The organism is Novosphingobium sp. FW305-C-30-35, from assembly GCF_058783135.1.
In genome coordinates, this window is the sequence record NZ_JBYSYJ010000001.1 from 3,310,788 (window position 1) to 3,330,337 (window position 19,550).

Annotated in this window: 20 protein-coding genes and 2 tRNA genes; 12 read left to right on the forward strand and 10 right to left on the reverse strand. The window is 61.5% G+C overall.

Annotated features, from left to right (window positions below):
* The first annotated feature begins 209 nt into the window (after window positions 1-209).
* The 4 genes from AC3WLM_RS16335 to AC3WLM_RS16350 all read left to right on the forward strand — a co-directional run bounded on the left by AC3WLM_RS16335 (window position 210) and on the right by AC3WLM_RS16350 (window position 5,356).
* Window positions 210-1,889, forward strand: a complete 1,680-nt coding sequence (locus tag AC3WLM_RS16335) for a hypothetical protein (protein WP_492478006.1) — start codon at window positions 210-212, stop codon at window positions 1,887-1,889.
* A 46-nt stretch (window positions 1,890-1,935) separates the two neighbouring features.
* Window positions 1,936-2,775: a tyrosine recombinase gene (locus tag AC3WLM_RS16340; protein WP_052242050.1), complete on the forward strand. Its 840-nt coding sequence runs from the start codon at window positions 1,936-1,938 to the stop codon at window positions 2,773-2,775.
* A gap of 32 nt (window positions 2,776-2,807) precedes the next feature.
* Window positions 2,808-3,752 carry an acetyl-CoA carboxylase carboxyltransferase subunit alpha gene (locus AC3WLM_RS16345; protein ID WP_062346828.1) on the forward strand — a complete coding sequence of 315 codons (945 nt, stop codon included), beginning with the start codon at window positions 2,808-2,810 and terminating at the stop codon, window positions 3,750-3,752.
* Between the two features lie 176 nt (window positions 3,753-3,928).
* Window positions 3,929-5,356: a M48 family metalloprotease gene (locus tag AC3WLM_RS16350; protein WP_492478007.1), complete on the forward strand. Its 1,428-nt coding sequence runs from the start codon at window positions 3,929-3,931 to the stop codon at window positions 5,354-5,356.
* A 91-nt stretch (window positions 5,357-5,447) separates the two neighbouring features.
* On the opposite strand, the gene AC3WLM_RS16355 is transcribed toward AC3WLM_RS16350, so the two are convergent.
* Window positions 5,448-5,627, reverse strand: a complete 180-nt coding sequence (locus AC3WLM_RS16355; RefSeq protein WP_039332182.1) for a Flp family type IVb pilin — start codon at window positions 5,625-5,627, stop codon at window positions 5,448-5,450.
* Between the two features lie 100 nt (window positions 5,628-5,727).
* Window positions 5,728-5,910 (reverse strand): Flp family type IVb pilin, encoded by a 183-nt coding sequence (locus AC3WLM_RS16360; RefSeq protein WP_193826635.1) that lies wholly within the window; start codon window positions 5,908-5,910, stop codon window positions 5,728-5,730.
* Window positions 5,911-5,982: 72 nt separating this feature from the next.
* Between AC3WLM_RS16360 and AC3WLM_RS16365 the strand changes: the two genes are divergently transcribed.
* From AC3WLM_RS16365 to AC3WLM_RS16385, 5 genes are all read left to right on the forward strand, one after another.
* Window positions 5,983-6,417 (forward strand): (deoxy)nucleoside triphosphate pyrophosphohydrolase, encoded by a 435-nt coding sequence (locus tag AC3WLM_RS16365; protein ID WP_492478008.1) that lies wholly within the window; start codon window positions 5,983-5,985, stop codon window positions 6,415-6,417.
* 28 nt (window positions 6,418-6,445) lie between these two features.
* Window positions 6,446-6,522 (forward strand) — tRNA-Arg (locus AC3WLM_RS16370).
* 63 nt (window positions 6,523-6,585) lie between these two features.
* Window positions 6,586-6,662 (forward strand) — tRNA-Arg (locus AC3WLM_RS16375).
* 362 nt (window positions 6,663-7,024) lie between these two features.
* Complete coding sequence (gene pdhA, locus AC3WLM_RS16380; protein ID WP_236727073.1) at window positions 7,025-8,035, forward strand: pyruvate dehydrogenase (acetyl-transferring) E1 component subunit alpha; 1,011 nt, start codon at window positions 7,025-7,027, stop codon at window positions 8,033-8,035.
* A 1-nt stretch (window position 8,036) separates the two neighbouring features.
* Entirely contained in the window at window positions 8,037-9,431 is a 1,395-nt protein-coding gene (locus tag AC3WLM_RS16385) for a pyruvate dehydrogenase complex E1 component subunit beta (RefSeq protein ID WP_039332188.1), read from the forward strand.
* 57 nt (window positions 9,432-9,488) lie between these two features.
* Here AC3WLM_RS16385 and AC3WLM_RS16390 read toward each other — a convergent pair whose 3' ends face one another.
* From AC3WLM_RS16390 to AC3WLM_RS16415, 6 genes are all read right to left on the reverse strand, one after another.
* Window positions 9,489-10,163, reverse strand: coding sequence for a TadE/TadG family type IV pilus assembly protein (locus AC3WLM_RS16390; protein WP_492478009.1), 675 nt, complete (start codon window positions 10,161-10,163; stop codon window positions 9,489-9,491).
* On the reverse strand, window positions 10,160-10,753 hold the full coding sequence (locus tag AC3WLM_RS16395) for a TadE/TadG family type IV pilus assembly protein (protein WP_492478010.1): 594 nt from the start codon (window positions 10,751-10,753) through the stop codon (window positions 10,160-10,162). Before AC3WLM_RS16395 ends, AC3WLM_RS16390 begins: the two co-directional genes overlap by 4 nt.
* The gene (locus AC3WLM_RS16400; RefSeq protein ID WP_492478011.1) at window positions 10,750-12,669 is read right to left on the reverse strand and encodes a pilus assembly protein TadG-related protein; all 1,920 of its coding nucleotides are present in this window, start codon (window positions 12,667-12,669) and stop codon (window positions 10,750-10,752) included. Before AC3WLM_RS16400 ends, AC3WLM_RS16395 begins: the two co-directional genes overlap by 4 nt.
* Before the next feature lie 149 nt (window positions 12,670-12,818).
* Window positions 12,819-13,268, reverse strand: coding sequence for a TadE/TadG family type IV pilus assembly protein (locus tag AC3WLM_RS16405; RefSeq protein ID WP_039332197.1), 450 nt, complete (start codon window positions 13,266-13,268; stop codon window positions 12,819-12,821).
* Window positions 13,265-13,741: a TadE/TadG family type IV pilus assembly protein gene (locus tag AC3WLM_RS16410; protein WP_039332200.1), complete on the reverse strand. Its 477-nt coding sequence runs from the start codon at window positions 13,739-13,741 to the stop codon at window positions 13,265-13,267. Before AC3WLM_RS16410 ends, AC3WLM_RS16405 begins: the two co-directional genes overlap by 4 nt.
* On the reverse strand, window positions 13,738-15,318 hold the full coding sequence (locus tag AC3WLM_RS16415) for a TadE/TadG family type IV pilus assembly protein (RefSeq protein ID WP_052242054.1): 1,581 nt from the start codon (window positions 15,316-15,318) through the stop codon (window positions 13,738-13,740). Before AC3WLM_RS16415 ends, AC3WLM_RS16410 begins: the two co-directional genes overlap by 4 nt.
* 182 nt (window positions 15,319-15,500) lie before the next feature.
* Here AC3WLM_RS16415 and AC3WLM_RS16420 point away from each other — a divergent pair, with 182 nt between their 5' ends.
* Both AC3WLM_RS16420 and AC3WLM_RS16425 read left to right on the forward strand, forming a co-directional pair.
* Window positions 15,501-16,088, forward strand: coding sequence for a hypothetical protein (locus AC3WLM_RS16420; protein WP_492478012.1), 588 nt, complete (start codon window positions 15,501-15,503; stop codon window positions 16,086-16,088).
* Between the two features lie 78 nt (window positions 16,089-16,166).
* On the forward strand, window positions 16,167-16,637 hold the full coding sequence (locus AC3WLM_RS16425) for an EF-hand domain-containing protein (protein ID WP_039332202.1): 471 nt from the start codon (window positions 16,167-16,169) through the stop codon (window positions 16,635-16,637).
* A 4-nt stretch (window positions 16,638-16,641) separates the two neighbouring features.
* On the opposite strand, the gene trmFO is transcribed toward AC3WLM_RS16425, so the two are convergent.
* A complete protein-coding gene (gene trmFO / locus AC3WLM_RS16430) occupies window positions 16,642-18,009 on the reverse strand; it encodes a methylenetetrahydrofolate--tRNA-(uracil(54)-C(5))-methyltransferase (FADH(2)-oxidizing) TrmFO (RefSeq protein WP_039332203.1) in 1,368 nt (455 codons plus the stop codon).
* On the opposite strand from trmFO, the gene AC3WLM_RS16435 reads away from it, so the two are divergent.
* Window positions 18,001-18,738, forward strand: a complete 738-nt coding sequence (locus AC3WLM_RS16435) for a lysoplasmalogenase family protein (protein ID WP_492478013.1) — start codon at window positions 18,001-18,003, stop codon at window positions 18,736-18,738. The two genes, trmFO and AC3WLM_RS16435, sit on opposite strands and share 9 nt — an antisense overlap.
* A 3-nt stretch (window positions 18,739-18,741) precedes the next feature.
* Here AC3WLM_RS16435 and trpC read toward each other — a convergent pair whose 3' ends face one another.
* Window positions 18,742-19,530, reverse strand: coding sequence for an indole-3-glycerol phosphate synthase TrpC (trpC, locus tag AC3WLM_RS16440; RefSeq protein WP_492478014.1), 789 nt, complete (start codon window positions 19,528-19,530; stop codon window positions 18,742-18,744).
* Window positions 19,531-19,550: the final 20 nt, after the last annotated feature.

The following is a 19,550-nucleotide window of genomic DNA, read 5'->3' on the forward strand; positions in this document are numbered from 1 at the left end:
GGATGACGTTCTGGCTGGGCGGGGTTGCTGCCCTGGCTTCCCTGTCCGGGGCCTTGCTTGCGCAGGAATCCCTGCTCCCGCCGGGCTTTGATAACCCTCCTGCGCCCACGCGCCCTGCGCCACAGCGTTCCAGCGCCCCGGCACCGGCACCGGCACGTAACGCGGCTCCCGCGGCAGTGCGTCCAGCTGCATCGGGATCGGCGGCTCCCATGCCGACAGCTTCGCCTGTCGTGCAACCGTTGCCCGACACGGTGCAACCCGTAGCCACGACCGGGGGCGGTCTCAGCGATCAGGCATTGCTCGATTCGATCGACCCGGCACTCCTCGCCAAGCTGATAGATTCGGCGAGGCCCAAATCGGACATTCCGCCGGCCGGACGGCGCAGCCTCGATGTCGTGGGCGTGATCGACCAGAGCGATGGCGGTTTCCCGGTCGGCTCGACGCATTACCTCAACGGCCCGTTCGTCGAGGGCGTGATCACGAAGATGCGCGGACGCTTCGTGTCGCGCTGGGGCCACATCCTCGCACGCAGGGTGATTGCCAGCAGGCTGGCAACACCTGTCGGCATGAACGGGGCGGACTGGGCGGCGATGCGTGCGCAGCTGCTGCTGCGCATGGGCGAAGCGGACGCGGCGCGGGCGATGGTGCAATCGGTCGACAGCGGAAATTTCACCCGTGGCCTTGAGGACGCCGCGATGGCGAGCTTCCTTGCCACGGCGGATCCCGTCGGGCTGTGTCCCATCACAGCGCTAACTGCCGCAGGCCGGCCCGGGTGGGACTGGGAACTTTCGCGTGCGATCTGTTCTGCCTTCACCGACGAAGGGTCGACCGCGATGGCCACGCTCGACAAGGCCTTGCGCAGGGGAACCGGAACCAAGATCGACATCTTGCTGGCACAGAAGTTCGCCGGAGCGGCAACGAACGCGCGGCGTGCTGTCAAGATCGAGTGGAACGATGTGGAGGCACTGACGCCCTGGAGCATCGGCATGTCCTTTGCCACGGGGCTCGAGCCTCCGGAGGACCTGCGCAAGAAGGCTGGCGAGAATTATGCCTTGCTGGCGGCGCGGGCGCCGATGCTCTCCATCTATTCACGGGCCGCGGCTGCCGATGTTGGCGCTGCACGTGGCGTACTGTCGTCGCGGTCACTGATCGACCTCTACAGCGCGATCTATGCTCAGCGCGATGCCGAGGCAGCAGACGCCACTGAGGATGAATGGACCCAGCGGGCAGCGACCCTGCGCACCGCCTATGTGGCCGAGGCGCAGGAAGACCGGCTTGACGCGATCCGCAGCCTGTGGGGCGATGGCAATGATCCGGAGCGGGCCTATGCAAGGCTGGTCCTGACATCTCATGCATCAGCACGGATGGTCCCCTCCGAGGCACTGGCCGATAGCGCGGCGCCCTTGATTTCGTCGATGCTGACCGCCGGACTCGATCGCAACGCGATAAAATGGGCACCGTTCTGCCCGGTTGGAACGGAGGCCTGGGGATTGCTGGTCCTGTCAAATCCGGGCCGGGCGAACCGGACTGGGTCTGAAGGGCTGAACGCATTCGCTGACAATGACGACTCCGATAACGCGATCAGATCGCGCTTCCTGCTTGCGGGCATGATGGGGCTCGAGCGGGTCGACCCTGCCGCCGCGCGCGACTTTGCAGGCAAGCTGGGCGTTGATTTCAACCGGCAGACTCGTTGGACCCGGGCGATCGATCAGGCTGCGGCGTCGAACAATCAGGCCTTGGTGGCTTTGCTTGCGGCCTTTGGCATGCAGGGCGATGGCTGGGGCCGGATGACCCCGTTGCACCTCTATCATGTGGTGTCGGCCCTGCACCGTGTCGGGCTCGGTAACGAGGCACGCATGATTGCTGCCGAAGCCGTCGCTCGCGTCTAAGGGGGTGAAAGCCAGGGCAGAGCCTGCAGTCGAAGATTTTCTGTCGATGCTGGCTGTCCAGCGCGGAGCGGCACCCAATACAATCGCCGCCTATCGCCGCGATCTTGCGGGTGCGGCCGAGGCGATCGGGTGCTTGTCGACAGCAACGCGCGAAGACATTTCGCGGCTTTCGGTCGCCTTTGCGGACCTGGCGCCAGCCTCGCTGGCACGAAAGTCTTCGGCTTTGCGGCAGTTCTACGGCTTCCTTGTCGACGAAGGGGTGAGAGAGGACGATCCGTCCGGCGCCTTGCCACGGCCAAAGACCCGTCGCGCTCTCCCCCGCCTGCTCGGCCATGAGGAGATCGGCGCTCTTTTCAGGCAGGCGGAAGAGGATGCCGCGTCCCGGACTCCGGAGGGTCTGCGGATGCTGGCGCTGTTGGAGCTTCTCTACGGGTCTGGCCTGCGAGCGACTGAGCTGGTTTCGCTCCCATTGGCGGCGGTGCCTCGTGATGCACCGTTCCTGACGATCACGGGAAAGGGAGGGACGCAGCGGATGGTGCCGGTTTCCGCCCGGGCCGTGAAGGCGTTGTCCGATTGGCTGGTAGCGCGGGGAGGGGGCGGGCGATTCGTCTTCCCATCGCCGCGAGGTGGGTTCCTGTCGCGCGTTCGATTGTTCCAGTTGCTAAGGGATTTGGCGCTTCGGGCTGGCCTGGACCCGGAAAAGGTCAGCCCGCATGTGCTGCGCCATGCCTTCGCCACCCATCTCCTGGAGGGCGGCGCTGACCTGCGCGTGTTGCAGACCTTGCTGGGCCACGCCGATATCGCGACCACGCAAATCTATACACACGTTGACTCCGCGCGTCTGGTCGCCCTCGTAAACCAGCGTCATCCGCTTGCCCGGAGTTGACCAAATCCGCGCTCGCGCCTAGCGGATTGGCCATGATTTCCTACCTCGAGTTCGAAAAGCCGGTCGCCGCGCTGGAAGCCCGCATCGCCGAACTGCGCCAGACTGCGCAGGGCGGAGACATCGACATCTCGTCCGAGATCCGCAGGCTTGAAAGCAAGTCGGCCGAATTGCTTGCCAGCACGTACAAGGCCCTGACCCCTTGGCAGAAGACGCAGGTTGCACGGCACCCTTCACGTCCGCATTTCAAGGACTACGTCGAGAAGATCTTTACGGATTTCATGCCCTTAGGCGGGGATCGTCTGTTCGGTGAAGATCAGGCGATCGTCGGTGGTTTCGCCAAGCTGGATGGTCGCCGGGTCATGCTTATCGGCCATGAAAAGGGCAACGATACCCAAAGCCGCATTCGCCACAACTTCGGCATGGGCAAGCCCGAAGGCTATCGCAAGGCGATCCGGCTGATGGAAATGGCGAGCCGATTCGGGCTGCCTGTCGTGACGCTTGTGGATACCTCTGGCGCCTTCCCGGGCGTAGAGGCGGAAGAGCGCGGTCAGGCTGAAGCAATCGCAAGGTCAACGGAGGCCTGTCTTGCGCTGGGCGTTCCGATGGTGGCGACCATTGTGGGCGAGGGCGGATCGGGCGGCGCAGTGGCGCTGGCAAGCGCAGAACGCGTCCTGATGCTTGAACATGCCGTTTATTCGGTCATTTCTCCCGAAGGATGTGCCTCTATCCTGTGGCGTACGGCCGAGAAGGCTGCAGATGCGGCAGAGGCCATGAAGGTGACGGCGCAGGATCTGCTTTCGCTTGGCGTGATCGACCGCATCGTGCGCGAACCTGTTGGTGGAGCGCACCGCGATCCTGACGCGACCTGTGCGCTCCTGGGCAAGGCCATCGGCGAAGAGCTCGATGCCCTCGTCGGAAAGCCGGCGGACGAGCTGCGCCAGATCCGGGCAGAACGCTTCCTGCGCATCGGCGCCTGATCGCGGGCGCCATCTGGCGCTCGGGAACCGGATTTGCGACAAGACGGTTATCGGACCAGTCCCGTAGCGGGCGGGTGTTCTGCACTCGCGTCCCGCTAGACCTTCGCCTTGGGGAGTTGAAGATGCCGTTATTCCGCCGTTCGCGTGCAGCGTTTCTGACTGTGTCAGTCATCGCGATGTCGTCTCTGCCTGCATGTGTCAGTCAAACTGGCAGCCCGGCAAGCGCGCAAGGCGCGACGCAGGCTATCAGCGCAGCCGACAAGAAGCAGGGCGCTGAGGCGCATCCACAACTGCTTCAGGAATTTGGCGGAGCGATGACGGGGGCGCAGGCGACCTATGTCGAAACGGTGGGCAAGAATATCGCGATCCAGTCCGGACTCAGCAACGCGCGCGGTGATTTCACCGTCACCTTGCTGAATTCCCCGGTCAACAATGCTTTCGCCATCCCCGGTGGCTATGTCTACGTAACGCGTCAGCTTGCGGCGCTGATGAACAACGAGGCCGAACTGGCCGGCGTGCTGGGGCATGAAGTCGGTCACGTGGCCGCACGCCACGCGGCCAAGCGCGAAAGCCAGGCGACTCGCAATTCGTTGCTCGGAGCGCTTGGATCGATCCTGTCGGGTGCCTTGCTCGGTAACAGCGCCCTCGGCCAGCTTGGCCAGCAGATTTTCTCGACCGGCAGCCAGTTGCTGACTCTCAAGTATTCGCGCGGGCAGGAAACCGAAGCGGACAACCTCGGGATCACCTATCTTCAGCGGGCAGGCTACGATCCTCGGGCGATGTCGACGGTTCTGCAGAGCCTTGCCAACCAGAACGCACTCGATGCCAGCGTTAAGGGGACGACGAATCAGGTGCCGGAATGGGCCAGCACCCACCCTGACCCCGCGTCGCGTGTCCGGGCAGCATTAACCCGAGCGGGCAACACCACCGGAAGAACGAACCGCGATACCTTCCTCGCTGGCATCAACGGGCTGACCTATGGGGATGATCCTGCCCAAGGCATCGTCGACGGTTCCAGCTTCGTGCATCCCGCTCTGCGGCTTGCCTTCCGGGCCCCCAATGGCTTCTACCTCGTGAATGGCACGCGGGCCGTCTCCATCTCCGGGCAAAGCGGGAAGGGCGAGTTTTCGACCGCAGCATATAGTGGAAATCTCGAGAATTACGTGCGCTCGGTCTTCACCAAGCTGTCAAGCCAACAGCAGCTCGCGCCTGCAACGCTTGAACGGACCACGGTCAACGGCATCCCCGCCGTCTACGGTACAGCCCGCGTAAACAGCGGCAATGGGCAGGTTGATGTTGTGGTGTTCGCGTATGAATTCGGCCCGCAACAGGCCTATCACTTCACGACCATCAGCCAGGCTGGGCAAGCCTCACAGTTCGATACGATGTTCCGGTCCATCCGGAGAATCAGTGCAACCGAAGCATCGGCGGTCAAGCCTCGCCGTCTGTCGGTGGTCACTGTAAAATCGGGCGACACTGTCGAATCCCTGGCGAAGCGGATGGCTTATGCCGACCAGCCGCTGCAACGGTTCCTGGTGCTCAACGGTCTTTCCTCAGGGAGCCGTCTGGTTGCGGGGCAGAAGGTCAAGCTGGTCGTCTATTGACGCTGCTTCTTCTGAATTTTCGACGAACATACGAAAAGAGGCAGGTGCCATGGCACCTGCCTCTACAAATCCTCTGACGAGGAGCCGACTATTAGTTGGCCTGGTCAGCGGTGTCCATGTCGTTCGACACGTCGGTGAAGGTGTTGCTCAGCGAGTTGCCCAGCGAGGTCATGGCGCCGATGGCAGCGACAGCAACGAGAGCAGCGATCAGGCCGTATTCGATCGCGGTTGCACCTTCGTTGTTGGCGAGCAGGTCACGGAAAAGCTTCATGTTCGGTCTCCTAGAGGTGGTGCTTCATTCTTCCCGTCCCGCCCCATTTTGTCCCCGGAGCGAGCATTCGTACTCTTACTTACAAAAGACTAAGGATTCGTTAATCCGTATTCGTCTTCTGGTTAGTGTTTTCATCTACAGTGACGTACAAGTTGTACAAAGCTGCGGTGAAGTTCTTCATGCCAAAGGTGGCAGCAAGGCCGATCAACGAGATAAGTAAACCGTATTCGACAGCTGTAGCGCCGCAATGGTTACGGAAGATTTTCAGAAGAAGGGTCTTCATTTCCGTTTCCATGGTTGCAGCGTAGGTTGGTCTACGTTGCCATTCCTAAGAAAAGGTTGATAGGCGCGCGAAATGGAAAAATTCTCGACAGTCATGATCGTCGTGGCGGTAGCGATCCTTGATCGGGCAGGGCGCGTGCTGATGCAACAACGCCCCCCGAACAAGCCGCACGGCGGCCTCTGGGAGTTCCCCGGCGGCAAGGTGGAGGCGGGGGAGACCCTCGCTGCCGCGGTTGTAAGGGAAATCGACGAAGAACTCGGCCTTGCGATCGACGCAGAAGCCCTGTTCCCGATTTGCTTTGCCAATGATGCGCTGGCCTCCAGCTCCCGGCAGATCCTCCTTCTGCTCTATGGCGCGCGAATCTGGGGTGGCGTGGCAATGGCCAAGGAAGCTGGGAGCGCCATCCGCTGGGTAGACGCCAAGGAACTGGCAGCTCTGCCGATGCCCCCGTTGGACATTCCGCTAGCCCAGGCGGTAATTCCTCTGCTTGGGGGTTGCCAAAGGTGAATCAGCCCCCTAAAGGCGCGTCTCCCAAGCACCCGTAGCTCAGCTGGATAGAGCATCAGACTACGAATCTGAGGGTCGGACGTTCGAATCGTTCCGGGTGCGCCACCTTCCCCCGGGAAGGTGATTCGGGAGGGCTGTGCCGCTGGTTCAGCCACGACATGATGGTGAGCACCCGTAGCTCAGCTGGATAGAGCATCAGACTACGAATCTGAGGGTCGGACGTTCGAATCGTTCCGGGTGCGCCATCACCGTCTCTCGAAAGAGCCCGCCTTTGCGCGGGCTCTTTTCGTTTCTGGCAGCCCATGCATTTGTGCGACCGCGAACTGCGAGCCAGAACGGTTCGCGGAATTTGCATAGGTATCCATAATAGCTTCGTATTGACCGAACAGCGTTGCGAACGGGCTGTGCTAAGGTATAGGCTCGCCTGTGCGTTCCTGACCCTACGGAACCCGAGGCTGCCAGAAAAGGAAACCCAGACTTGGCGAAGTCCCCGAGGCCCAGAGCCAATACATCTGCCACGAAACCAGCCGCTAAGCGTGCGACCACTTCCGTGGTCGGGACCGAGCCGGTGATTGCGTCCGACGTAGCCGAAGAAGCGGCCTTCGCCTTGCGGAGTCTCCAGCAGGCGCATGCGAACAACAAGCGCTACGATGCCAGTGATGAGGAACTGCTCAAGTTCTACGAACAGATGGTTCTGATTCGCCGCTTTGAGGAAAAGGCGGGTCAGCTTTACGGTCTCGGCCTGATCGGCGGGTTCTGCCATCTCTACATTGGCCAGGAAGCTGTCGCCGTTGGCCTTCAGTCCGCCCTCAAGGAAGGGCACGACAGTGTGATCACCGGGTATCGCGACCATGGCCACATGCTCGCTTACGGCATCGATCCCAAGGTCATCATGGCAGAGCTTACCGGACGCGGCGCTGGCATTTCGCGCGGCAAGGGCGGCTCGATGCATATGTTCAGCACCGAGCACAAGTTTTACGGCGGTCACGGCATCGTCGGGGCACAGGTTCCGCTTGGCGCAGGTCTCGCCTTTGCGCACAAGTACCGCAATGACGGCGGCGTCTGCATGGCGTACTTCGGCGACGGTGCGTCGAACCAGGGCCAGGTTTACGAGACTTTCAACATGGCGGCGCTGTGGAAGCTGCCGATCATTTTCGTGGTCGAGAACAACGGTTACGCGATGGGGACGGCGGTAAAGCGCGGTTCGGCGGAAACGCACTTCTATCGCCGTGGCACGGCGTTCCGGATTCCGGGCATGGACGTGAACGGCATGGACGTTCTCGAAGTCCGTCAGGCAGCGGAAGTTGCGCTTGAGTACGTCCGCGCCGGCAATGGCCCGGTCCTGATGGAACTCAAGACCTATCGCTACCGTGGCCACTCGATGTCTGACCCTGCAAAGTATCGCAGCCGTGAGGAAGTGCAGGAAATGCGCGACAATCACGATCCGATCGAGGGCGCCAAGGCCGAACTTCTCAAGCGCGGTGTGACCGAGGAGAAGATCAAGGAAATCGACAAGCGCATTCGCCAGGTTGTCGCCGAGTCGGCGGACTTCGCCGAAACATCGCCCGAGCCGGATGTGGCCGAGCTTTATACCGACGTGCTGGTGGAGAACTATTGAGATGGCCATCGAACTGAAGATGCCTGCGCTCTCCCCGACGATGGAGGAGGGCACGCTTGCCAAGTGGCTGGTCAAGGCCGGAGACGAAGTGAAATCGGGTGACATCCTCGCCGAGATCGAGACCGACAAGGCAACGATGGAATTCGAAGCTGTCGACGAGGGTACGATCGGTGAAATCCTCGTGGCAGAGGGCACCGAGGGCGTGAAGGTCGGCACTGTCATTGCGACCATCAAGGGCGAAGATGATTCGGCTGACGCGGCACCTGCAGCTGCAGCCGCACCCGCAGTCGAACAGAAGGCAGCCGAAAGCGAAGCGCCTGCCGGACAGGACGCCAAGGCCAAGGCAGCGGCCGCGATCGCGCCCAAGAGCGATGCCAAGCCGGCCGCCGATCCCGAGCTTCCCGCTGGCACGGCGATGGTTCCGACCACGGTTCGCGAAGCGCTTCGCGATGCCATGGCCGAAGAAATGCGTGCCGACGATCGCGTTTTCGTGATGGGCGAGGAAGTGGCCGAGTACCAGGGCGCGTACAAGGTAACGCAGGGTCTGCTCGAGGAGTTCGGCCCGCAGCGCGTCATCGATACTCCCATCACCGAGTATGGCTTTGCCGGTATCGGCGCAGGCGCTGCCATGGGCGGCCTTCGCCCGGTCATCGAGTTCATGACGTTCAACTTCGCCATGCAGGCGATCGATCACATCATCAACTCGGCCGCGAAGACCAACTACATGTCCGGTGGCCAGATGCGCTGCCCGATCGTGTTCCGCGGCCCCAACGGTGCTGCCAGCCGCGTCGGTGCGCAACACTCGCAGAACTACGGTCCGTGGTATGCCAACGTCCCCGGCCTCGTCGTCATCGCGCCCTATGACAGCGCCGATGCAAAGGGCCTGCTGCGCGCGGCCATTCGCAGCGAGGATCCGGTAGTCTTCCTCGAGAACGAACTGGTCTATGGCCGCACTTTCGACGTGCCGCAGATCGACGATTTCGTCCTGCCGATCGGCAAGGCGCGCATCGTTCGTCCGGGCAAGGATGTCACGATCGTTTCGTACTCGATCGGCGTCGGCTTCGCGCTCGAAGCAGCCGAAGCGCTTGCCGCCGAGGGCATCGATGCAGAAGTGATCGATCTTCGCACGCTTCGCCCTCTCGACAAGGAAACGGTTCTCGCCTCGCTGGCGAAGACCAACCGCATGGTCGTGGCCGAGGAAGGCTTCCCGGTCTGCTCCATCGCTTCCGAGATCATCGCGATCTGCATGGAAGAGGGCTTCGATCACCTTGACGCCCCCGTCCTGCGCGTATGCGACGAGGATGTGCCGCTGCCTTACGCGGCGAATCTTGAAAAGCTGGCCCTGATCGACGCCAGCAAGATCGCGGCTGCCGTGCGGAAGGTCTGCTACCGCTGAAGTGGTTGATCCGCTGAAAGTTCAGGGGCGCCGGAGCGATCCGGCGCCCTTTTGCATTCAGTCGTATCCGTCATAGACGTTGCATCGTGCGATGGGGTTCGGCGCGGCGGCGTTGCGTTGGTAGATCTGGGTCAGGTCCCGATCCGCACGGACGTTGAAAGTTGCGGTGGTCCGTATCACGGCATCGGGTACGAAGCGTTGGCTTACGAGCGGCTGGTAAGCGTACTCGATCTCGACGAAAATGACCGCATCGCCTTCGGTCGCGGTCACTTCCTCCCCTGCTGGCCCCATTCCTGACAGCGAGCCATCGGTTCCCGTTCCTTCACCACCGTACGAGGATTGAAAGTTCCGCTTACCCTTGCACCGCTGCCAGTGGATGTATTGGGTATCTTCAGTGCCCGGCACCACCTCGAGGCTGCTGATGACCACGCGGCCATGCTCGAACAGATCAAGCTTGCCCGCCTGGATGTTGGCGCCAACCAGCAGGTCGTTGATGTCGCTTTCGTAGATCTTCAGGTTTTCGAGCATCGACTCGTCGCCAATGCGTGACCCGTTATCGGCCAGTTGCATGGCAAGCTGGCTGACACGCATATGAGTGATGGCAAGATTGCCCAGTTCCGCTCCCCACAGCCCGAGAGTTAGCACAAGTGGCGCCCCAAGAGCGAGCTCCACCGCCGCGACGCCGGACCTGTTGCGGACCAGGCCCGCCAGGCGTTCGACAATCAGCTTCATGTACAGTTCCCGAGTTTCGCCCGGCTTTTCTGGGCATCGTAGGGCTGGTTCCGGAGTACCGTGCTGGCGCTGTTGGTCGCTGTTTCGCTCAGGCCAATCAACGACGCCATCGGGAATTTGCGACTGTAGGTCATGGTCGCGGTGTAGACGACAGCGTCGCGCGCTCCTCCCAGACCATTGGCGCCTCTGTCGCGATCCCATGTGCCGCTGCCGTTGGCGTCCTCGTAAGGCTCTCCGTCATCGCAGACGCCGTTTTCGTTGGCGTCGGTATAGTCTTCTTCCAGCCCGATATCCGTGAAGTTTGCATAAGCCTTGCGCGAAAACGCGATGGAAGCGTCGGGGACTACGCGGTGGACCTCTGCCTTCACCGCATCATCCAGCGTGGTCAGCGTGCTTGCTGCCCCTTCGACAGTGGAATCGCGCGCGGCGCGCTGCAGCGCCCCTTGCAGCATGGTGTTTGCATATACCGAGTACCCCATGTCGAAGAGCCCCATCAGCAGGAGCACCAGAACAGGAGATGCCAGCGCGAATTCCACCACCGTTGCGCCATCCGCATCCGTGCCGAGGCTGTGCAGTTGGCGCCTGATCATTGGGCCAGTCTCAGGTCACCGATCGAACGGGCGATCTTCCGGAAGGCGTTCTGCAGCTCTTCGGCATTCTTCGCGCTGAAATAGTGGCCGCTGCCCGCACAGTCGGTCATGATTGGGTTGAGATCGGTGCCGAATGCGACGAACCAGACCGTGACGTTGCGCTTCTTTATTTCCTCGCAGACGAAGGAAAACCGCTTTTCGATCGTCTGCGTGAGCGTGAGGGGCGAACTGGGATGCCAGCGCCGCTGCGCGATCGGTTCCACGCCATAGGAACTGTAACTGATGTCCAGCGAGGAGGTCTGCCCGTCAGTCAGGAAGATCAGGTGGCGACTGGTCCTCTGACGGGTGGAGACATCGGCGTTCTCGGCCGCGAAGATTCCGCTCGGAGACAACAGTCGCGCCGCCCAGATCATGCCGATGTCGTGGTAAGTGCTGCCTGCGGCAACCAGTCCGTCGATGTAGCCGTCGAAGGCGCTCTGGTCCCAGACCTGCAGTTTGCGCGCTGACGTGGGGCAGGCAGCGAATCCGGCAATGCCGGGAGCAAGGAACTCGCTGTTGGTGGTGACTTCGCTGGTGGTGAAGCTGCCCGAGCCATCCCAGAGCCTGGCGCGCTCATAAATCATGGCAGGATACATCGGCCGCCACTGCGTGTCAGGCGCGCCGGCGGTCGGCACGGTGTCGATATCGAGATCGAGAGCGCGATCGAGATCGACATTGTCGTAGTCGTCGATCTCGTAGGTGGATCGCTCTTCAATGCAACCGTTAGACGCTGTGCGCCAGTCGCTCGTGTCCTTCAGCACATCCTTGTAGAGCCAGGAACTGCCTGAAGCGAGACTGGGCTCGGTGATATACTTGAAGGTGTCGACGTAGCTTGCGTAGGTCGTGGTGGAAAGCGTGCAGGTACTGCCTGAACGAGAGACGGAGTAGGTGTTGCCGTTCCTCGTACGATTATAGGTGTAGGTTGTCCTTGTGCCGGACGGATTGCTCACTTGGGCGGTCGTCGTGGACATGAGTTGCGTCGACGTTGTCAGCGTGTTCGCCGGTGCGGAACAGGTATATCCGCCACCGGCCTCCGTCGCGGCAAACGTCGAGGTGGTGGTGTAATAGGTTCCGGAGACTGGAGAGACCGCACTGTAATAGCCATAAAGCCCGCCGCTTCCACTGGTGCCAACCAGGGTCCGCGATGGATAGCGCCACTGCGGGACCACCCACTCGTCCTTGAGCAAGCCGCCGACGTTCACGTTCGTTGAATAGGGAACGAAGCCATAGCGAATCCGGCTTTGTGGCTGGCGATTCGCTTCCATGGTGGCGTAGAAGCCCTTCACCACCGATTTCAGCACGGCGATCTTGGGCGAGGTGTCGTCGGGGTTGCTCTCGGCCATCGAGCCGGTGACATCGAGAGCCATCATGATGTCGGTGTTGGGCACGCTCAGTTCGGCGCGGCAATTTACGGAAATGGCAATTTCGTCCTTGCCGAAGAACTGCATGATGTCGGTGGGAAGGATGACGGACGCAATGCCGCCGACGGATTGATCGTCCTCCAGCGTCATCACGAAGTCTCGGTCGACGGAGTTGTAGATGCCGTCGGCAAAGTTCGCGTTGAAGAAGCGCGTGCCCTTGCTGATGACCGCTGCTCCGTCGATGTCCGGGTCGAAGTCCACGATCGCGCCCAGTTCCTTGCGTGCACCCAGGACGCCGGCATCACAGGCCTGTTGAAGTCGGGATTCGACGAGATAGGCGCGCCCCATGTCTATGCTTGAGCCAACCAGGGCAAGCAGCGGAACGACCGACATCGCAAGCATGATCAGGGCATTGCCTGACTCATCCCGGCAGAGACTGCGCAGGCATCTGACCGTCGAACGATAATGCGTTCGAAGCCACGAATGACGGCAGGAAAGATAAGCGTCTGACGACATGATTAGACGACTACGCAGAAACCCCTAATATTAAGGATAACTTTCATCGTAAAATATTTCCTAAAGTGTCCGGCGCGCACAGAGGAAATCGTATAAGGCGTGCTTAACCCAAAGCCGTGTACGCGATTTCGTGACGCCCCAACGGATATTCAGCTTTCCATCAAAAAAAGGGGCTGAGTATATGTGATGGGAAATGCATCAACCCCAATAAACGACAGCACTGTCGGTATGCTGTAAGTCATGGTTACGGTTTTCTCGACAGTCCCATCTATACGCGGATCGATTACATTCGTTACGCTGATCGCCAGACGCGCGCTTTCCAGCTTGTAGGGGCTCTTTATCGCGATGGAGCGCAGGTAAAACCGGATCTGATCGTTGGTAAGCTCATTTCCGGTCTGATAGTTCACCACAGCATAACGCATCACGTCTGACGCAACCGAACGCATCGCGTTGTAGTTCTGCATGCCAATGCCGATCTGCAAAACCCCGAGCATCAATGCGAGGATCGTGGGTGCGAGAAGAGCAAACTCCGTTACCACGGAACCCTGCTTCTGGCGCAGCAATGCACGGAGCGTTCTGGCCAAGCGTCCGGTAGTCATGCCTTTGTCCTCTGACCGTAGAGAACATAACGATTGACTTGGAGCGAAATGGTCGAGCCCAAGCCGAACTCCGTCCAGATCGGCACGTAATCGTAAGACAACGTGACCTGCACATAGCGCGAAACATTGTCGCCTGTCGCGCAGGTGCTTTCCAAGGCGACATAGGCGTTCGAGGAATTGCAACGATAAGCCGCCGCCACCATCACCTGTTCGGGTTCAAGTCCGGCTGTGGCAACAACCACGTTCTTGAGTGCGTTCAGTTCGTCCGACGTGTCAGGGTCGGTGGCAAGTGCGACGGATTCGGCCAGCGTCATGGCGCTCTGCAACTCGCTTTGCCGCGCAACCAGGCTGCTTACCTGGTAGGCGCCAAGGCTGAACAGCACCATGAGCGGGGCGATGATGGCGGTTTCCACGGCCATCGCCCCGCTTGGATCGCGGATCAGGCGTTGCAGAAGCGATCGGGCTGGGATCATACGATCAGCTTCACCTTGCTGACTTCTTTCGCCACCACGGTGTCTTCAGTCAGTCCGGGCGGACAGAAAGAGCTCATGTTGGCCGTGCCGGAGATCGCGATCGTGTCAGCCGCGATCATCAGGCATTGACTGGTGACCTTGGCGGTCCCGGTAAAGTCGATGCCGCTGTTTGGCAGATAGATGGTCCCGTTCAGAACCGTGTCCGAATCGCCATTGATCTTGCTGCGGTCAGTCCCGGTGGAGTTGCGATCCTCGAAGACCAGCATGCCTGCCAGTGCGTTGGCATCCGTTTCGGACACACCGCGGCTGACCAGTTCCGAAGCCTGAATGGCAGTGAGGTTGATGTTCGAGCCGCCATTGATCTTGATGTACGCACCATTCTTGAGCACGAACATCACACCGCTGCCGACGACGGCGTACTGACCGCTGATCTCGACCCCGCCACCGTCGATGATGTAGACGCCCGGCGCAAACGTCGTGGCGCAAGACACCTTTATGCCCCCGACATAAGTCCCGGGCAGCGCAGAGGCCAGGTCGGCGGTGGTCGTCTTGCTGATGTTGGACAGGGTGGTGGCAACAACCGTTTCCATCTTTTCCCAGACGGTGTTGTTCCCCGAACCGCTGTTCGTCTGGGTCCAGACTACGGTGGTCGCATAGGTCGTGCCCGCCACTACCGTGTTCTCGACAATGACATAGCTGTCGTTGTTCTCGGTCGAATAGTCCTTCTTCGCGTTCTTGTTGCCGCTGACCTGCTCGGTCGCAGTTTGCCAGGTCGCACCCTTCCAGTAGGTATAGGTGACAGTGGTCTTCTTGTTTCGGTCGGCTCGGGTCGTGGTCGTTCCTTTCACGCAGTAGTAGCTGCGTGCCACCTGGCTTTCAGTCGGGTTCGGCGGCGAAAGGTTGGCATAGGGATCGAACAGGCCTTCGAGATAGTCGTGGACCTCGTCGTCCGTGTGGTTGCTGAACCATTCGTCGATGCCGCCGCGAGAAAGCACCCAACCGGCATCGATGTCGGGATTGCCGTCGACGAGGATGGACGAGTCGGAGGTCGAAAGGGCCGCAATGCCGCACTTGGCCTTCAGCACGGAAGTGCCGCCGATCGTGACGGCGCCGCTATCGTCTTCATCAAGCGCAAGCAGGCAGGACGTAAAGGACGTGCCGGACGTATAGGCTGCCTGCGCCGATGCTGTGACCGTGGTGCCTTCTCCCGTCAGAAAGCTCGAGAAGGGCAGGGTGTCCCGCACCGTCGCGCTCACCGTGACGCTGTTGTTGCTGCCACCGGCATAGCTCGACAACGTAACCGAGGGCGGGCCCACGGTGATGTCGTTAACGGTTGAGATGTTGGCGTTGAATTCCTGAAGCGCCCGGTCCGAATAGATGGCGCGCGTCGCGCTCTGCGTTCGGGCCCAGGCGCCGGCCAGAGCTGCCTGATCCACGGCGAACTGCAATTCGCGCTTCCACATGTACCACTGTGCGGTATCGACCGCCAAACCCGCCCCGCCAATGAATGCCGGCATGCCCAGGGCAAGCAGCAGCGTTGCATTGCCGCCCTTGTGCCGGGCAAGGCGCTTGCACAAGTGGACCAACCCCGAGAGTGATCGAAATGCTGAGAGCATGCTGCTACCGTTTTCTCATTCCGTCGGCGGCTGCCGATGCCAATCCCGCGAATCGTTAAGTAGATTGTCGTGGTAAGTTCATCTTGAAGCCATCTGGTTGACGGCCCGTTAAATAATACGGGATTTGCGAGAGTTGTTTCTTAATGTCGAAGTTACCATCGAAACCCGCCGAAACCCTGGATATCACGCGTAAAATTGCCCTTGCCTATGCTCCTGCGGCGGCGCGCCCTGCGTGGCTGGCCCTGTTCATGCTCGAGCAGAAACTGGCCGAGACCGCCCGCCCCGGGCGCGAACCCTTGATGGTCCAGTTGCGGCTGTCGTGGTGGCGGGATCGCTTGAACGAGAGCGGTGAGGCATGGCCGGTCAGCGAACCGGCACTGGCATCGCTAAGGGCGTGGAAGGGGCAGCACGGTCGGCTGGTGGAACTGGTCGACAGCTGGGAGGCTCGCGCCATGGGCGAGGAACAGGAAGACGAATTCGCCTTGGCCCTGACCAATGCCTATCTCGCACTGGCCGAGGTGCTTGACGTTCGAGACAACGGCGCGATCGCGGTTCATGCGCGATATCTGGCGGGTGAGGCAACCTCAGGCGGGCGGAGAGGTGCATTGCCCCGCGCGATGCGGCCACTTGCCGTGCTTTGCGCCATGAAGGACAGTGCCGATAACCCGGGAAAGGGACGCAAACTTATCGATTTCCTGCGGGTGGTCCGCGCAGGGACGCTGGGCTTCTGAGTTCGTGCCAAAGCGGTAGCATCTACCGCTGCCGCAACAAGCCTGCGGCGTTAGACCCTTCATAAAGGAGGGTGAAAAATGGTTCGTGCCTTGCTTGGTGGGCTCGCTGCCCTGATGCTTTGCGCTGCAGGCGTCTTCTGGTGGCAGGGCCGTGCCGAAACACGCGAAGGGACTGCCCCGCCATTGCCGGTCGCCGATGCTGCAGTCGCTCCGGAAGGTCTGCCAAGCGCCGACATCGAAGGGCTTACCGGTGTCGCCCCTCCCGAAGCAACGTCTGTCGGCAAGGAGACCCGCAGGTTCAATCTGGTCGACAAGGACCGGGACAACCGGATCAGCCGCACCGAAATGCTGAGCCTGCGCGCATCGGCGTTCCGCAAGCTCGACAAGGACGGCAACAATCTGCTGACCTTCGAGGAATGGGCCTATGTCACTGTCGACAAGTTCAAGTCGGCCGATGGGAATGGCGACCTGTTTCTCACCCGTGAGGAGTTTGCCACCACGCGGCCGAAGGCAGCACCCAAGCCAAAGCAGAAATGCTCCTGCAAATAGGGGCTTACGCCAGAGAACCGAGCCACCCGGCCATGTCCGCCTTGGCCCGCTCGGTATAAGCTTCCTTACGCGCCTTCTTCTTCACGTCGTGCAACGGCGGGAAGAGGCCGAAGTTGACATTCATCGGCTGAAAGCTCTCGGCATCGGCATCGCCGGTGATGTGCGACAGCAGTGCTCCCAAGGCCGTCGTTTGCGGAGGCGGTGTCCACGCGCGCCCTGCAATCTGCGCCGCCGTCATCAGGCCGGCCAGCATCCCGACCGAACCGCTTTCGACATAGCCTTCGCAGCCCGTGATCTGACCGGCAAACCGGATGTGCGGCGCCGATTTCAGTCGAAGCTGCCGATCGAGCAGCGTTGGCGAATTGAGAAAGGTGTTGCGGTGCAAGCCGCCCAGTCGGGCGAACTCGGCATTTTCAAGGCCGGGGATCGTGCGGAACACGCGAACCTGTTCGGCGTGCTTCAGCTTGGTCTGGAATCCGACCATGTTCCATAGTGTGCCGAGCTTGTTGTCCTGGCGAAGTTGCACCACGGCATAGGGCCAGCGCCCATTGGGGTGTTCCGCCGTCGCCCAATGCGGATTGTCGAGTCCTACCGGCTTCATCGGTCCGAACCGGAGCGTCTCTTCGCCCCGCGCGGCCATGACCTCGATCGGCATGCACCCGTCGAAGTAGGGGGTGTTGGCTTCCCACTCCTTGAACTCGGTCTTCTCACCGGCGAGCAGCTCTTCCCGGAAGGCGAGGTACTGCGGCTTCGTCATCGGGCAATTGATGTAATCGCGCCCGTCGCCGCCGAGCGCGAGCGAGGCCTCCGCGCCCTTGTCCCAGCGCGAGGCCATCCACGCCACATCCATGTCGATGGAATCGCGGTAGACGATCGGCGCGATGGCATCGAAGAAGGCGAGGCTGTCGGCGCCGGTGGTGCCACCGATGCTTTCGGCAAGGGAAGGGCTGGTGAGAGGCCCAGTCGCCACGATCGTCAGCCCCTCTCCGGGCAGTGAATCGATGCGTTCCCTTGCAATCTCGAGCGTAGGCTGCGCGCGCAGGGCCGCCTCCACTTCAGCGGAGAACACGTCCCTGTCGACAGCCAGCGCCGATCCTGCGGGCACCCGCGCCTTGGCCGCTGCCGCCATGAGCAGGCTATCGCACTGGCGCATTTCGTAATGCAGCAGCCCGACGGCGTTCTTCTCATCATCATCGGACCGAAAGGAATTCGAGCAGACCAGTTCGGCAAGGCCATCGCCGTTGTGTGCAGGGGTAGTGTCACCACTGCCGCGCATTTCGGAAAGTCTTACGCGAACCCCGCGACGGGCAAGCTGCCACGCCGCTTCGCTGCCGGCCATGCCGCCGCCGATGATATGGACCTGATGCGTCATGGGCTTGCCCTTGGCATTGCCGCGCCGTTGCGGCAAGAGCGTCCGCAGGGCAAAGGGAGAAGACGCCGGGTGCCGGGACGCGCATTGATCGAGAAACGGCCCTGGCTGGTCGCCAGTCTGATTGCCGGAACGAGTTACTGGCTTGCCGCAAAGGGGCAGGTGCCCGGCCTTTGGCTGATACTCTGGAAAGGCGCGGGCGTTGCCCTGCTCGCTGCATATGCCTGGGCGCACCATCCCTCGCGCAGCGCCCACCTGCTGGCGCTGGTCATGGCGCTGGGCGCGATTGGCGACATGGTGCTGGAAGTGGACTTCACCGGTGGTGCTGCAGCCTTTTTCGCGGGCCACATCGCCGCAATAGCGCTGTATCTGCGCCATCCCCGCGCCAGCCTTTCAGGGCTGGACAAGGCCGTGGCAGTTGTATCTGTCATCGGCGTCCCGGCGCTGTCGTGGGCGCTGTCCGGCCGGATGGACGTTGCAGGCTATGCGCTGTTGCTCGGCGGAACGGCGACGGCCGCATTTGCCAGCGATTTTCCGCGCAGCCGGGTGGCGCTGGGCGCCGCCATGTTCGTCGTGTCCGATCTGCTGATCTTCGCGCGGATGGGGCCGCTGGCGCGCAGCGCGGTCCCGGGGCTGCTGATCTGGCCGCTCTACTACTTCGGCCAGTTCATGATCTGCACCGGCGTGATCGCCACTCTGCGGAGGAGGGGCGAGTTCCCGGCCGTCCGGTAAGGTTCAACCCTGAAGGAGGGCGCGGGTTGCCGCTTCAACGTCTGGCTGACGCATGAGGCTTTCACCGACGAGGAACGTGCGCGCGCCGCAACCTTCAAGGCGCAATATGTCGGCGTGGGTGTTGATGCCGCTTTCGGCAACCAGCAAGGTGCCTTCGGGGGCCAACGGAGCAAGGCGCTCGGTCGTGCCAAGATCGGTCACGAAGCGCTTGAGGTCGCGGTTGTTGACGCCGATCAGGCGCGACTTCAGGCGGCTTGCGCGCTCCATTTCCTCTTCGTTGTGGACTTCGACCAGCGCATCCATGCCCTGTTCTCGGGCAGCGGCTTCGATCTCGGCCATCTGGCTGTCGGAAAGACAGGCGGCAATGATGAGGATGGCATCGGCCCCGATGGCGCGCGCTTCAAGACACTGCCAGGGATCGACCATGAAGTCCTTGCGGATCACCGGCAGTGTGCAGGCAGCACGCGCCGCGACCAGATAGTCCTCATGCCCCTGAAAATACGGCGCGTCGGTCAGCACCGAAAGGCAGGCGGCGCCCCCGGACTCATAGGCGCGGGCATGGTCTGCAGGGGCGAAATCGGCGCGGATCAGTCCCTTTGAAGGGCTGGCCTTCTTGATCTCGGCGATCAATGCATAGCCGGTCTGCGCGCGGGCACGCAGTGCCGCCTCGAACCCGCGCGGGGCGCTCTGCTGCGCGGCGCGCGCGGCCAGCTCGCCGATGCTGACAGCGGCCTTGCGGGCGGCGACTTCAACGCGCTTGGTGTCGCAGATTTCAGTGAGCTTGTCGGTCATGGCAGGGGCGCCTTAGCGAG